The organism is Bradyrhizobium sp. CCBAU 53415 (genome assembly GCF_028128735.1).
Classification (GTDB): domain Bacteria; phylum Pseudomonadota; class Alphaproteobacteria; order Rhizobiales; family Xanthobacteraceae; genus Bradyrhizobium.
This window is the reverse complement of the sequence record NZ_LBJF01000025.1, coordinates 422,687-435,858: the sequence shown is the minus strand read 5'-3', so window position 1 is coordinate 435,858 and position 13,172 is coordinate 422,687. Positions and strand designations below refer to the sequence as shown.

General features: G+C 65.8%; 13 protein-coding genes and 1 pseudogene. 7 read left to right on the top strand and 7 right to left on the bottom strand.

Annotated elements, in window-relative coordinates; translation table 11 throughout:
- Positions 1-12: 12 nt before the first annotated feature.
- A complete protein-coding gene (gene asd / locus XH87_RS23130; RefSeq protein WP_271589018.1) occupies positions 13-876 on the bottom strand; it encodes an archaetidylserine decarboxylase in 864 nt (287 codons plus the stop codon).
- Positions 877-911: 35 nt separating this feature from the next.
- Between asd and XH87_RS23125 the strand changes: the two genes are divergently transcribed.
- On the top strand, positions 912-2,576 hold the full coding sequence (locus tag XH87_RS23125) for an aminotransferase class III-fold pyridoxal phosphate-dependent enzyme (RefSeq protein WP_271589017.1): 1,665 nt from the start codon (positions 912-914) through the stop codon (positions 2,574-2,576).
- A gap of 221 nt (positions 2,577-2,797) precedes the next feature.
- On the opposite strand, the gene XH87_RS23120 is transcribed toward XH87_RS23125, so the two are convergent.
- The 3 genes from XH87_RS23120 to XH87_RS23110 all read right to left on the bottom strand — a co-directional run bounded on the left by XH87_RS23120 (position 2,798) and on the right by XH87_RS23110 (position 5,359).
- Positions 2,798-3,457 (bottom strand): hypothetical protein, encoded by a 660-nt coding sequence (locus tag XH87_RS23120; protein WP_158669478.1) that lies wholly within the window; start codon positions 3,455-3,457, stop codon positions 2,798-2,800.
- 126 nt (positions 3,458-3,583) lie between these two features.
- The gene (locus XH87_RS23115) at positions 3,584-4,273 is read right to left on the bottom strand and encodes a class I SAM-dependent methyltransferase (protein ID WP_271589016.1); all 690 of its coding nucleotides are present in this window, start codon (positions 4,271-4,273) and stop codon (positions 3,584-3,586) included.
- 33 nt (positions 4,274-4,306) lie between these two features.
- Positions 4,307-5,359 (bottom strand): glycosyltransferase family 4 protein, encoded by a 1,053-nt coding sequence (locus XH87_RS23110; protein WP_271589015.1) that lies wholly within the window; start codon positions 5,357-5,359, stop codon positions 4,307-4,309.
- Positions 5,360-5,632: 273 nt separating this feature from the next.
- On the opposite strand from XH87_RS23110, the gene XH87_RS23105 reads away from it, so the two are divergent.
- Positions 5,633-6,349, top strand: a complete 717-nt coding sequence (locus XH87_RS23105; protein ID WP_271589014.1) for a L,D-transpeptidase — start codon at positions 5,633-5,635, stop codon at positions 6,347-6,349.
- A 112-nt stretch (positions 6,350-6,461) separates the two neighbouring features.
- Positions 6,462-6,884, top strand: a complete 423-nt coding sequence (locus XH87_RS23100; RefSeq protein WP_271589013.1) for a c-type cytochrome — start codon at positions 6,462-6,464, stop codon at positions 6,882-6,884.
- Positions 6,885-7,096: 212 nt separating this feature from the next.
- Here the strand turns inward: XH87_RS23100 and XH87_RS23095 are convergent, their stop codons facing one another.
- Together XH87_RS23095 and XH87_RS23090 are read right to left on the bottom strand one after the other, a co-directional pair.
- Complete coding sequence (locus XH87_RS23095) at positions 7,097-7,366, bottom strand: hypothetical protein (protein WP_271589012.1); 270 nt, start codon at positions 7,364-7,366, stop codon at positions 7,097-7,099.
- A complete protein-coding gene (locus XH87_RS23090) occupies positions 7,359-8,150 on the bottom strand; it encodes a DUF899 domain-containing protein (RefSeq protein WP_442868294.1) in 792 nt (263 codons plus the stop codon). The genes XH87_RS23095 and XH87_RS23090 overlap by 8 nt, the downstream gene beginning before the upstream one ends.
- A 153-nt stretch (positions 8,151-8,303) precedes the next feature.
- On the opposite strand from XH87_RS23090, the gene XH87_RS23085 reads away from it, so the two are divergent.
- From XH87_RS23085 to XH87_RS23070, 4 genes and pseudogenes are all read left to right on the top strand, one after another.
- Positions 8,304-9,524, top strand: coding sequence for a helix-turn-helix domain-containing protein (locus tag XH87_RS23085; RefSeq protein ID WP_271589010.1), 1,221 nt, complete (start codon positions 8,304-8,306; stop codon positions 9,522-9,524).
- A gap of 84 nt (positions 9,525-9,608) precedes the next feature.
- On the top strand, positions 9,609-10,247 hold the full coding sequence (locus XH87_RS23080; RefSeq protein WP_271589009.1) for a Vgb family protein: 639 nt from the start codon (positions 9,609-9,611) through the stop codon (positions 10,245-10,247).
- Between the two features lie 140 nt (positions 10,248-10,387).
- Positions 10,388-11,956 (top strand): DUF4403 family protein, encoded by a 1,569-nt coding sequence (locus XH87_RS23075; RefSeq protein WP_271589008.1) that lies wholly within the window; start codon positions 10,388-10,390, stop codon positions 11,954-11,956.
- Positions 11,957-12,034: 78 nt separating this feature from the next.
- Positions 12,035-12,220 (top strand): annotated as a pseudogene (locus XH87_RS23070) (ABC transporter permease); the annotation flags it as partial.
- A 66-nt stretch (positions 12,221-12,286) separates the two neighbouring features.
- Here the strand turns inward: XH87_RS23070 and XH87_RS23065 are convergent.
- Positions 12,287-12,811, bottom strand: coding sequence for a PRC-barrel domain-containing protein (locus XH87_RS23065; RefSeq protein WP_035712553.1), 525 nt, complete (start codon positions 12,809-12,811; stop codon positions 12,287-12,289).
- Between the last annotated feature and the right edge of the window lie 361 nt (positions 12,812-13,172).

Below are 13,172 nucleotides of genomic sequence, written 5' to 3'. Positions count from 1 at the left end.
GCGGATTGAAGGCTAGTTTTTCCTGAGCAGCGCCTGGCCTGCGCGAACGCGCGTGCGCTCGGCGATGCCATCGCAGAAGGTGAAATCGCCGGGCGCGAGGATGATGATGGTCGAGCCGTGCTCGAACCAGCCGAGTTCCTCACCCTTGGCCACGCTGACGTCGCAGGGGAAATTGACCGGGCCGCGTGTCTGCGCGTTCAGCACCATGTCGAGAAAGTGCAGGCGGATGCTCGCGACCAGGATGGCCGCCACCGGCACCAGCGTCACGGCCTCGCCGGTCGACAGGTGCGTGCGGATCACCGCGCGCTCGTTCTTGCAGAACAGCCGTTCGACGCGCTTGAGCGCAATCGGGTTGACGTTCCAGACATCGCCGTGGATCAGCGTGACGCGTTCGATATGGGCATCATAGGGCGCGTGGAAGCGATGATACATGCTCGAGGTCAGCCGCAGCGTGACGAAGGAGCCGTTGCGGTGCTGTTCGACCAGCGCGGAGTCGCCGACGAGATCGAGCAGCGAATAGGGCGCGCCCTTCACCTGGAACAACTCGGTGTCGGCGATCTTCCCGTGGGCGCCGACGATGCCGTCCGACGGGCTGGCGACGACAGCCGGGTCCGGATCGAACGGCCGCAGGCCCGGCTTCAGCTCCCGGGTGAAGCAGTCGTGCAGGCTCTTGAATTGGGTCTTCCGCGCCTCCGACAGGTCGAGGTCGGAGAACAGCTTCCACAGCGCGATCGAGAAGTCCCGCACGAGCGGATTCTCGATCTTGGAGAACCAGCCCATGAAGCGGGTCAGGGCGGCGCGGGGGATGCGGTTGGTCAACAGGAAGTTGAGGTCTTCCTGCTGGGTGAAAGAAGCGATGAGGGCTTTGACTGTCATGAATCTGTCAGCTCGCAGGGTTAGCGCTTGTTGTCATGGAAACGACACTCCCGATTCTCTCGATGTCCGTGGCCGCCGCAGCGTCCGCTGCCGCCGTCCTTCCGAAGCTCAAGGCGCGGATCGAACTCTCCCGCGCCAAGCACCGCTCGCTCGCCGGGCACTCCAAGATGTCGCGCCGGGTGGCAAAGCTGCTCCCGTTCTACGAGTTCGGAGAGAACGACTACTTCGCCTGCGACGGCGCGCCCGCGAACATCGCCGCGCGACGCAAGGACGGCTTCTTCCGCCTCGCCCGCCTCTACGCCGAGCGCTACCCCAGGGGACGCGCGATGACCAAGGAGGCGGCGGAGAAGATCTCCGACCTGAACTTCACCGAGAGCTATCGCGTGCCGTTCCAGTTCTCGCGGCTCGTCCGCGAGCATCTGGGCACCTCGACCTTCATGGAATCGTCGAGCGGCGTCACCGTCACCGATGTCGACGGCAACAGCTTCTACGATCTCACCGGCTCCTACGGCGTCAACATCTTCGGCAACGACTTCTACAAGGAGTGCATCGAGGGCGCCGAGAAGCGGGCGCATGCGCTCGGACCGGTGCTCGGCCCCTACCACCCCGTCATCCTCGATAACGTGACGCGGCTCTGCCGGATCTCGGGCCTCGACGAGGTCTCCTTCCACATGTCCGGCACCGAGGCCGTGATGCAGGCGGTGCGGCTGGCGCGCTACCACACCGGGCGTACGCATCTCGTTCGTTTCGCCGGCGCCTATCACGGCTGGTGGGGCGACGTGCAGCCCGGCGTCGGCAACCCGCTTCCCGCGCACGAGACCTACACCCTCGCCGAGATCTCGGAGAAGACGCTGCACGTGCTGAAGACGCGCAAGGACATCGCCTGCGTGCTGGTCAATCCGCTCCAGGGCCTGCATCCCAACGCCAACGCGCCCGGCGATTCCTCGCTCGTCGATTCGTCCCGCGGCGGCAATTTTGACCGCGCGACGTATACGGAGTGGCTGAAGAAGCTGCGCGAGGTCTGCACCGAACGCGGCATCGTCCTGATCTTCGACGAGGTCTTCGTCGGTTTCCGCCTCGCCGCCGGCGGTGCCCAGGAATATTTCGGCGTGCGCGCCGACATGGTGACCTATGGCAAGAGCCTCGCCGGCGGCCTGCCGGTGGGCGTGGTCTGCGGCAAGCACGAATTGATGCGCCGCTTCCGCGACGATCGCCCCGCCGACATCTGCTTCGCCCGCGGCACCTTCAACTCGCATCCCTACGTCGTGACGGCGATGGACGAGTTCTTGAGCCGGCTCGCCAGCCCCAACTTCCACGCAATCTATGACGGGCTGGAGGCGACCTGGAACGGCCGCGTTCAAAGGCTCAACCAGATGATGGAGGGCGCCGACCTGCCGGTGCGGTTCGCCAACTTCTCGTCGATCTGGACGGTGAAATACACCACACCGTCCCGCTACAACTGGATGCTGCAATATTACCTGCGCGCCGAGGGCCTGGCACTGAGCTGGGTCGGCACCGGCCGGCTGATCTTCAGCCTCAATTACACCGATGCCGATTTCACCGAAGTCGCCGAACGCTTCGTCCGCGCGGCCGAGAAGATGAAGGCCGACGGCTTCTGGTGGCACGACGGCGTGCTCACCAACAAGCAGATTAAGCGGCAGATCCTGAAGGAGATGCTGGCCAAGCGTCTCGGGCGCTGAGGCCGGTTCTCTCCACATAACCACTGTCATTCCGGGGCGGCTCGAAGAGCCGAACCCCGGTGCGCAATTGCGCACCTGAGAATCTCGAGATTCCGGGTTCGATGCTTCGCATCGCCCCGGAATGACGGCGCATATCAAAGCCCCCAACACGTGGATGCCCGGCGCGAAGCCGGGCATGACGTAACCATCAGACATCGGAGTGTGGTGTCTACGCAGCGTGCTCAGGCGTGCTGCTCTTCGAGCGTGGGCTCGCCGATCAGGCCCAGCGTGTGCTCGGGGTTGAGGTGCAGGCCGGGGTCCATCAACTCGCCGCGCATGAGGGCGAGCGGAGCGCTGCGATAGAGCATCAAATCGTGGAACGGATCGGTCAGGATCTTGGTCATCCAGACGAGGCCGGTCTCGACGTCGCGGATGAAGAACAGGTGCACGGTGCGGAACAGCAGTCCGCCGCCGCCGACCACGAGCCATATCTTGGCGACCTGGCGCATGAAATCGGCCGCGCTCGCCCAGGGCGTGAACAGGCCGAACAGCGTGGGATCGGCGACCAGCACCAGCGGCGAGAGCGCCCAGATCGCCATCAGCACCACCTTGCGCTGCAGGTTGTAGCCGACCTTGATCTCTTCCTTGTGCTCGTGGGTCGCCTGGTTGATGTGGTCGTAAGTGTGCGGCTCGAAGAAGAAGTGGCCGGCCTGTCGCGAGGTCATCGAGACCAGCCAGCCGACCAGCGCGGAGATCACGGGATCGATGAACAGCCAGACATAGGCGAAGAGGAAGCTCAACGCGCTGACGAAGTGCAGGCTCTGATTGATGCGGCTGTGGTGATAGTAGCGATGGTCGTCCCAGCGCTGGATCCGCAGCTGCTCGAGGTAGTTCTTGATCATGCTCTCCCCCAGAATGCTTTCGGGTTCAGGATTTACAGGGATTCGATGTAGTCCGTGTGACATCATCATTTTGTCATGTGACGATGTGCAGAGGCGCGATGACGCCCGCGAATGCGCTAGCAGCCCTTAAGCCGCCTTGGCGACGTCGACCTTGCGGAAGCGCACCAGCGAGAAGTGTCCCAGCGGCGGAATCAGGCGGCGCTCGGCGAGCTCGATGCCGTTGGCGCCGGCGAGCCACCTGGCGTAACGCGACCAGGCGAACTCGGCGGTGCGGAAGCCGAGCGGACGCACCACCGGCTGCAGCTTCCGCTCGATGAAGCGACGCATGCCGGTGTCGGCGCTGACGCGGGTGAGGATGATCAGCTCGCCGCCCGGACGCAGCACGCGGGCGAATTCGTCGAGCGCCTTCTCCGGGTTCGGCACGGCGGTGACGACATATTGCGCCATCACGACGTCGAAGGAATTGTCGGGGAATTCGAGCTTCTCGGCGTCCATCACCGCGAGGCCCTCGACGTTCTTCAGCTTCTGCTCCTTCACCCGGCGGCGCGCCTTGTCCAGCATCGCTTCCGAGATGTCGGTGCCGAAGATGCGCAGGTTCGGCGCATAGAGCGGCAGCGAGATGCCGGTGCCGACGCCGACCTCGAGCACACGGCCGCCGATCTTGTTGGTGGCCGCGATCGCGGCCTGCCGCCCCTTGGCGAACACGCCGCCGAACACGAGGTCGTAGACGGGCGCCCAGCGGTCATAGGCCTGCTCGACCGTGCCACGGGTGAGGTCGAGCTGCTGGGTGCCGTCAAGGTTCATGATCTTAGCCATCGATGTGGTTCTCGCTGTGGTTCGAATTGACGATCAGCTGCGCACCGGCCGCCGCGCCATGCGAGGCGAGGCGCGCAAGGCGCGGCTGGGCTGAAGTGAGGTGAGATTGCCGACGAACTGGCGCGCGCTGTTCTCCCAGGAGCGCTGCAGCGCGAAATTGCGGCAGGTCTCGCGCGACATCGTGAGCGCGCGCAGGCACGCGGTGCGCAGATCGTGGTCGATCGCGCCGATCGGGTGATCGGCAATGACGTCCTTCGGTCCCGTCACCGGAAACGCCGCAACCGGCGTGCCGCAGGCGAGCGCCTCGAGCTGCACCACGCCAAAGGTATCGGTCAGGCTCGGAAACACGAAGACGTCGGCAGCGGCGAGATGCGCGGTGAGATCCGCGCCCTTCTTCTCGCCGAGGAAGACCGCGTCCGGATATTTCTTTTCGAGCGCCGCCTTCTGCGGCCCGTCGCCGACGACGACCTTGGTGCCGGGCAGATCGAGCGAGAGGAATGCTTCGAGATTCTTCTCCACCGCCACGCGGCCCATGGTCATGAAGATCGGCCGCGGCAGGTCGAGCCTGGCCGGAGAATCGGGATGGAACAGCTCGGTGTCGACGCCGCGGGTCCAGAAGCCGAGCCGCTTGAAGCCGCGCTCGGACAGCTCCTGCCGCAGCGACGGCGTCGCCACCATCGTCATGGCGGCGGCATCGTGGAAGTGGCGCAGCACCGCATAGCCGACGGCGGCCGGGATGCCGGTCCGCACCGCGACATATTCCGGAAAGCGCGTCGTGTAGGAGGTGGTGAAGGCGAGCTCGTTGCGGCGGCAATAGGCCCGCGCCGCCCAGCCGATCGGGCCCTCGGTCGCGATGTGCAGCGCGTCCGGCGCCGCCCTCTCGATCCGCCGCGCGATCTCCTTGGCGCTCGGCAACGCAATGCGCAAGCCCGGATAGGTCGGCAGCGGCCAGGACGGAAAGCCGTCCGGCGTGAGGAACTCGATCTCGACGTCGAGGGCCTTGGCCGCGTTCGCCAGCGAGGTCAGCGTCCGCACCACGCCGTTGACCTGCGGATGCCAGGCGTCAGTCGCGATTAATACCCGCATGGGGAAATTCCGAGAGTTTGATGATTCTCAGGCAACGACCATCAACGAAGGATATTTCAGGCGTGTGACGTCACAGAAGTGTCGGCGTGCTGTTTTGTTCGTTAACGGGCTCGCGGAGCCACGAAACTGTCATGAAACAATCCTTGCCGCGACGAAGCCGTTTCCGGTTTTCCGCGCAAATGTCCCGAAACGTTTTGCCGTTAAGACTTTGGGCAACGGAGCACCGAAACGGTGCCGCGGTGAACCAAAACACCGAGCAAACAGGGGCGACCAATGTTCAATCTGGACACGTTCAAGACGTTTTCGCGCGCCGTTGTGCTCAGCGCAGCCGCGATCTCCGCAATCGCATTCACAGGCGCAGCCAACGCCGCGCCCGTGCAGCTTTTCCCTCTCTTCCAGCCGCTGCCGCCAATGGCCGCGCCGCAGCCGATCCAGCCCTATCAGCCTTATCAGGCAACGCCTTACCAGGCCGCGCCGTCGGAAGATCAGGATGCGGTCGAGATGCCGGCCCGCTTCCGCCGCCAGACCGTTTCCTATGCAACGCGCGAGGCGCCGGGCACGATCATCATCGATACGCCCAACACCTATCTCTATTACGTGCTCGGTAACGGCCAGGCGCTGCGCTACGGCATTGGCGTCGGCCGCGACGGCTTCACCTGGTCCGGCATTCAGTCGGTAAGCCGGAAGGCCGAATGGCCGGACTGGACCCCGCCGCCCGAGATGATCGCCCGCCAGCCCTATCTGCCGCGCCACATGGCCGGCGGCCCCGGCAACCCGCTCGGCGCCCGCGCCATGTATCTCGGCGGCACCATCTACCGCATCCACGGCACAAACGCCCCCGAGACCATCGGCAAGCGCGTCTCGTCCGGCTGCATCCGCATGACAAACGACGACGTCACCGACCTCTATTCGCGTGTCAACGTCGGCACCAAGGTGGTCGTGCTGCCGATGACCGAGCGCAGGGCCCAGCTCGGCGCTGCGACGCGCTGAAGCGACAGGACATCGTGACGCAAACGGCCCCGGAACCCACCGGGGCTGTTTTCGTTTGCCCTCGACATCCCGACCCGCGCTCGCTGCGGTGCGGGCACGGACGGAGGCGCCGATGCAATCACGCCTGCAACTATCGTCGGGCACACGGCTGCGCGTGATCGCCGCCGCCGGAGCGTTGACACTGCTCCTCGCCGCGCCCTCCTCGCTGGCGCAGCAGCCGGCGAGCGACGACACCGACCAGCAGTCCTTCAACAATTCCTGCCGCACCTGCCACTCGGTGAAGGAAGGCGACAACCGCCTCGGTCCCAACCTCAACAAGATCGTCGGCCGCAAGGCCGGCGCACTGCCGGACTACAACTACTCGCCGTCGATGAAGGACGCCGGCTTCGTCTGGGACCAGGACAAGCTCACCCGCTTCATGGTCAAGCCGGACGAGGTGGTGTCAGGCAACAAGATGCAGCCCTATGGCGGCGTCTCCGCGGAGGAAGCGGGCAAGGTGTTTGCGTATCTGCTGGCGGCATCAAGCTCGCCATAACGGCGCTGGCGCCGTGTGTTCTGGCTGCGTTGGAAATCGCGGCCCATCCTTCGAGACGCCCGCTTCGCGGGCTCCTCAGGATGAGGGCAGAGTCCGCGGCTAGTCAGTCCGAAGCGCTTGCACCAAGCCGCCGATGCCAGTTAGCCTCATCCTGAGGAGCGCGCCCTTGCGCGCGTCTCGAAGGACGAGGCGGGCGCGACGGCGGAAGCCGCTCAGCCGCCCCGCTGCTCCGCGATCAGCTTCAGCCACGCCGCCGAGTGAAACGCGCTCATCAGGAGATACATCGGCACCATTCCGCCGAGCAGAGAGCCGTTCCCGGCGGCGCACAGCATGTCCGCCGGGCCGCCGCCGATCATGGCCGTCAGCACGGCCATGATCGCGAAGGTGGGCGTGGCCGCCAAAGCCAGCCATCGGGCGAGACGGCGCGCCGCCGTCGCGCTATCGCGGCCAGCAGCAGCGGTCGCGCTGAGGGGGCTAGTCACGTCCTTCCGCGGCCTCCTCGCGAAAGGCCTTCTCGCCGGCGTCCGAGATCTCGACCCATTTCTTCTCGGGTGCCGCGCCTTCCGTGTAGCTGTCGTGCCAGTTCCACCATTTGTAGGTCGGCGTCTGCGGATAGCCCTTCGGCGAATCCTCCCACACCTCCTGACGGCCGAGCGGCGTGATGTCGAGATAGTTCCAGGTGCCGCCCATCTGCTCGTCGCCCCGGCTCTTGACGAAATAGGTGCGGAAGATGCGCGCCTCGTCGCGGTAGAACACGTTCGTTCCGTGCCATTCGCCGACGCCGAAATCGGCATCGAAGCTGTCGGTGATGGTGACCCACGGCATGGTCCAGCCCATCCGCTGCTTCAGCCGCGCGATATCCGCCTGCGGCGCGCGCGAGGCGAACACGAGCGTGGTGTCGCGGGCGTTCAGATGCGCGACATGGGCGACCTGATCGGCCACCATGGAGCAGCCGCGGCAGGCGTGATCGGGCCAGCCGAACACGCCGGGCTCGAAGAAGGCGCGGTAGACGATCAGTTGCCGCCGACCCTGGAACAGGTCGAGGAGACTGAGCTTGCCGCCGGGCCCCTCGAACGCATAGGTATTGGTCACTTCCATCCACGGCATGCGCCGGCGCTCGGCGGCCAGGACGTCGCGGGCACGGGTATGCGCCTTTTCCTTCACGAGCAGTTGCTGGCGGGCTGCCTCCCAGTCCTGCGGCGACACCACCGGCGGTGTTTGCATGACAGCCTGTCCGCTATTCCGTTCGTTTTGGGCCAATGTCATCATGACTCTCCAGATCTCTCGCTTGGGCCGCCATTTCGCGTCTCGCTGTGCTCGATGCGGAGCCGCTCGCCCCTCACCGCACATTGTCGGCCGTCAACGATTTCTGGCACCTCGCGGTTGCGCGGTGGGAGTAACAAGTGTGGCGGGATTTGAATGGAGTCGCTGATCACGGCCGCCGCACGTGCGCTCGAGGCCGGCGATCCGCTCGGCGCCTTGAATCGCGTCGCGTTGCGCAACGATGCGCCGTCGCTGGCGCTGCGCGGCATCGCGATGGCGCAGCTCGGCGATCTCGCCAAGGCCAAGACGCTGCTGCGAAGCGCCGCGCGCGCCTTCGGTCCGAGAGAGGCGGTGGCGCGCGCAAGGTGCCTGGTGGCCGAAGCCGAGATCGCGCTGGTCTCGCGCGATTTGAACTGGCCGGAGAGGACGCTCGCGGCGGCACGCGCGACGCTCGAAAGCCACGGCGATCTCGCCAATGCCGCCCATGCAGGCCATATCGAGGCGCGCCGTTTCCTTCTGGTCGGGCGCCTTGATGAGGCCGAGCGCACGCTCGCCGAGGTCCGTCCCACGCCGATCCCGCCGGCATCCCAGGTCGTCCGCGAGCTCGTGGTCGCAGGCATCGCCGTCAGGCGGCTCAGAACGAAAGAGGCGCGCACCGCACTCAGCCGCGCGGCTCACGCAGCGCGGCTGGCGAAAATCCCCGCGCTCATGGCGGAGGTCGACAGCGCGAACCTCGTACTCGACACGCCGGCAGCGCGCCTGATCGCGCGCGGCAGCGAACACCCGTTGTTGCTCGGCGAGGTCGAAAGACTGGCGACCTCGACGGCGCTCGTCGTGGACACTTTCCACCATGTCCTGCGCAGGCAGGGCGTCGTCGTGCCGCTGGGAACGCGCCCCGTGCTGTTCGCACTCGCTCGTCTGCTGGCGCAGGCATGGCCCGCGGACGTCTTGCGAGAGACGTTGATATCAGGCGCGTTTCGAGCAAAGCACGCCGACGAGTCGCACCGTGCGCGATTGCGCGTCGAGATCGGACGGCTCCGCACCAAGCTCAAGCCTCTGGCCGAAATCAGCGCGACGAAGCAGGGCTTTGTGCTGGCGCCGCGGAAGACACGCGACGTCCTCGTGCTGGCGCGGCCCAACGAGGAGAAGCACGCCGCCGTCCTGGCCCTTCTCGCCGACGGCGAGCCGTGGTCGAGCTCGGCGCTCGCACTTGCGCTTGGGATCAGTCCGCGCACCGTGCAACGAGCCCTCGAGGAGCTGGCGCGGTCGCATAAGGTGCAGTCATTCGGACACGGGCGGGCACGCCGCTGGATGACGCCACCTGTTCCGGGTTTCCCGACAGGCTTGTTACTCCCCACGCAGCTCCTGAGGACCTAAAGCATGATCCGGAAAAGTGCGCAGCGGTTTTCCGAAAAGATCATGCTTAAACAACAACCTAAAGCGCAGCACAGGATCGAGCACATGAAACGTTCAGCCGCCGAGATCGTCACGGAGTATGGGCCCTTTCCAGGCGTCGAGGCCGTGCACGGCGTCACCTATGACGGCAAGCATGTCTGGTTCGCATCCGGCGACAAGTTGAACGCGGTCGATCCGGCCAGCGGAAAGATCGCACGCTCCATCGACGTCGCCGCGCATGCGGGAACGGCGTTCGACGGTCGGCACCTGTTCCAGATCGCCGAGGATCGCATCCAGAAGATCGATGCGGCCTCGGGCAAGGTGCTCAGCACCATTCCGGCGCCCGGCGGCGGCGGCGATTCCGGCCTTGCCTGGGCCGAAGGGTCGCTCTGGGTCGGACAATATCGCGAGCGCAAGATCCATCAGGTCGATCCCGAAACGGGAAAGATCCTCCGCACCATCGAGAGCAAGCGCTTCGTGACCGGAGTGACCTGGGTCGACGGCGAGCTCTGGCACGGCACCTGGGAAGGCGAGGAGAGCGACGTGCGACGAATCGACCCCGATACGGGCAAGGTGATCGAGCAACTCGACCTGCCCGCCGGGACGATCGTGTCAGGGTTGGAGTCCGACGGCGGCGACCGCTTCTTCTGCGGCGGCGGCGGTAGCGGCAATGTGAGGGCGGTCCGCCGTCCTCGGCGCAGCTAGCCCCGTCGTGTTGGCCGAATGCGCGGCAACGACGCGTTAGCAGCCGTTAACCTGTTCGCCGCAATTCCACCCCACCGGTGCGCTCTAGCGGCCTGCTCGCCCGCCTTGTAGAATCCCGATGGGGCGACCCTGGGGGATTGATGCGACCGACATTGAATCTGAAGGCTATCCTGATCGGCGCGGCGGTGCTCGCGGGGTCGTTCTTCATCAGCCTGAAGGCGATGGACTTCCTGTCGCCGCGCGCAACGAATTCGGCGCCGCCGGTCGCGCAGCTGCCGCCGCTGCCGCCCGTCTCGAAGAGCTCGATCGTGGTCGCGCCGGTGGCCATCGCGATTTCCGCGATCCGCGAGCAGGCCGAGAAGGCCGCGCCGCGCAATTTCGCCGGGAAGGCCGACAACCCGATCTCGCAGATCCTGGAGAACGCCGATATCGGCTGGTCCGCCGTGCGCGGGCCGATGGCAGCTGCCGGCGACAAGGACGTGCTGACGATCTCGACGCCGCTCAGCGGCAAGCTGAACGTGACCGGCTCGCTGTCGTCGAAAGCCACAGGCGCACTCGGTGACGCGCTCGGCAGCGTGCTCGGCGGCGACGCGGCAAAACGGATCGGCGCGGTCAACATCAAGAACCTGAACGCCAGCGCCGAGATCAAGGGCAACGTGGTCGTCACCTCGCGCCCGAAGCTCGCAGCCGCCTGGCATCTGGAGCCCAATCTCGGCGCCCAGGTCAATCTCGGCGACACCAATCTCTCGGTCGCCGGCGCCAAGGTCAACGTGCCGGCGCAGGTGAAGCCGCTGATCGACAAGACTGTCGGCGAGCAGATCAACGCCGTCTCCGAGCGGATCCGCAACGATCCTTCGCTGCGGGAGAACGCCAGGGCGCAATGGACCAAGGCGTGCCGCTCGATTCCGCTGCAGGGCTCGGGCGCCTCGGCCGCCCTGCCGCCGCTCTGGCTCGAGATGAAGCCGGTGCGCGCGATCGCGGCGCAGCCGCGTGTCGACGCGCAGGCCGTGACGCTGCTGCTCGGCCTCGAAGCCGAGACACGCGTCACCTCGGCGCCGACCAAGCCGGACTGTCCGTTCCCCGACAGGATCTCGATCGTGCCGCCGACCGGCACCGGCGTGAATATCGGCGTGCCGATCGACGTGCCCTTCACCGAGATCAACAAGCTGATCGCGGCGCAGATGGTCGGCCGCACCTATCCCGAAGACGGCTCCGGACCGGTCGACGTCACGGTCAAGAGCGCCAACGTCATCCCGTCGGGCGACCGGTTGCTGATCTCGCTGCTGGTGCGCGCCAAGGAGAAGAAGAGCTGGTTCGGCCTCGGCGCCGAGGCGACCGTGCACATCTGGGGACGGCCGGTGCTCGATCAGGCGCAACAGACGCTGCGGCTCACCGACATCCAGCTCGCGGTGGAATCCGAGGCGGCGTTCGGCCTGCTGGGCGCCGCCGCGCGCGCCGTCGTGCCGCAGATGCAGCAGGCGCTGCTGCAGAGGGCGACGCTCGATCTGAAGCCGATCGCGGCCAACGCCCGTGAGAAGATCGCGGCCGCGATCGCCGACTACCAGAAGAGCGAGGACGGCCTCAAGGTCGAGGCCAAGATCGACAGTCTGACCCTCGCCGACATCGCCTTCGATTCCAAGACGCTGCGCGTGGTCGCGGAAGCCGGCGGCTCGCTGAATGTGTTCGTGACGAAGCTGTCGGGAATGTAGCGCCCCTACATACCGCAGGCTATCGCATTTGAGAGCTTTTCCCTGCGGCCATCCTTCGAGGCGCCCGCTTCAGGCGGGCTCGTGCTGTTCATGGCAGGCCCCGAGCAGCGCACCCTGCCGCGCGAGATGTTCAGCGGCATCCGCGAGAACATCAGCCCGCCCATCACGGCCGCGGCGGTGATCCTGACGACGGTGTCGGTCATCCTTCTGGCCACCATGGAAGCCCTGCGCCGGCGCAACGAACGGCTCAAGGGCGGTGCATAGAGACGACGCGACAACGCGCCCGGTGAAAACCGGGCGCGCCTCGTTTAGGTGGTCACGCGAGCGGCATTACTCCGAGTACTTGAACTCCGGCATGTTCTTCAGCTCGTCCTTGGTCGCGTTGAACACGGCGTGGTCCGGGTACCATTTCGACGCCTTGGAAGACGTGGTCGTGGTCGTGCTGGTCGTGGCAGCGCCCGTCGTCGTGCTGGTCGATGCCGGCCGGTTCGCCGTATTGGCCGCGGTGTTGGTCGACGCCACGGGCTCGTTGACGAACTTCAGCTTCTCGAATGGGATGGCCACCATGTGCTCGCCCATGCCGAGGAAGCCGCCCACGCCGATCACGGCGAGCTTGACGGTTCCGCTCTTGTCCATCAGCAGATCGCTGATCGCGCCGATCTTCTCGTTGGCATTGTTATAGACATTCACGCCGTCCATTTTCGACGTGCGCCACTCGCCTGTGGCCGATGTCGCGACCGTCGGACTGGTCGCGGCGGTCGAGGCCTTGTCGGTGGTCGCAGGCGATTGCGCGAACGCAACGGTTGCGAGCAGTGCAGTGCCGGCAAGGCCGGCGGCGATCGATTTCATCAGCATGTTGTCCTCTCCTTCACGAAAAACTCGTGCAGAGAAAACGGCGCTGATCACATGCAGTTCCTGGCGCGCCGCAATTTCGTCGCGCGATGCGCGCGTGCGAGAACTTCGCAAGGACTGTTCCTGCGTCACTCCGGAACATTTTGCGACGCACGGTTCCCCGCCGACGATCATGCGCCCTGGGTGAAGCACGATCGCGGCGAAGACCGCGCCGACCCGCATCGCGTTGGGTCAGCTCTTGTAGTCGATCAGAAGCGCGGAAAAATCGGAGCTGCCGGATGAGCTGCCGCTCGCGCGGTAGGACGGCGCCGACGATTGCGATTGCTGCAGCGCCTGGAGGAACTGCTGGAGGATCTCGGCGATG

Coding starts and splice junctions, on each gene's coding strand:
- XH87_RS23090 (WP_442868294.1), bottom strand. CDS start 8,150: ATGACATTGGCCCAAAACGAACGGAATAGCGGACAGGCTGTCATGCAA.
- XH87_RS23065 (WP_035712553.1), bottom strand. CDS start 12,811: ATGCTGATGAAATCGATCGCCGCCGGCCTTGCCGGCACTGCACTGCTC.
- XH87_RS23110 (WP_271589015.1), bottom strand. CDS start 5,359: ATGCGGGTATTAATCGCGACTGACGCCTGGCATCCGCAGGTCAACGGC.
- XH87_RS23080 (WP_271589009.1), top strand. CDS start 9,609: ATGAAACGTTCAGCCGCCGAGATCGTCACGGAGTATGGGCCCTTTCCA.
- XH87_RS23120 (WP_158669478.1), bottom strand. CDS start 3,457: ATGATCAAGAACTACCTCGAGCAGCTGCGGATCCAGCGCTGGGACGAC.
- XH87_RS23105 (WP_271589014.1), top strand. CDS start 5,633: ATGTTCAATCTGGACACGTTCAAGACGTTTTCGCGCGCCGTTGTGCTC.
- XH87_RS23115 (WP_271589016.1), bottom strand. CDS start 4,273: ATGGCTAAGATCATGAACCTTGACGGCACCCAGCAGCTCGACCTCACC.
- XH87_RS23075 (WP_271589008.1), top strand. CDS start 10,388: ATGCGACCGACATTGAATCTGAAGGCTATCCTGATCGGCGCGGCGGTG.
- XH87_RS23100 (WP_271589013.1), top strand. CDS start 6,462: ATGCAATCACGCCTGCAACTATCGTCGGGCACACGGCTGCGCGTGATC.
- XH87_RS23125 (WP_271589017.1), top strand. CDS start 912: ATGGAAACGACACTCCCGATTCTCTCGATGTCCGTGGCCGCCGCAGCG.
- XH87_RS23085 (WP_271589010.1), top strand. CDS start 8,304: ATGGAGTCGCTGATCACGGCCGCCGCACGTGCGCTCGAGGCCGGCGAT.
- asd (WP_271589018.1), bottom strand. CDS start 876: ATGACAGTCAAAGCCCTCATCGCTTCTTTCACCCAGCAGGAAGACCTC.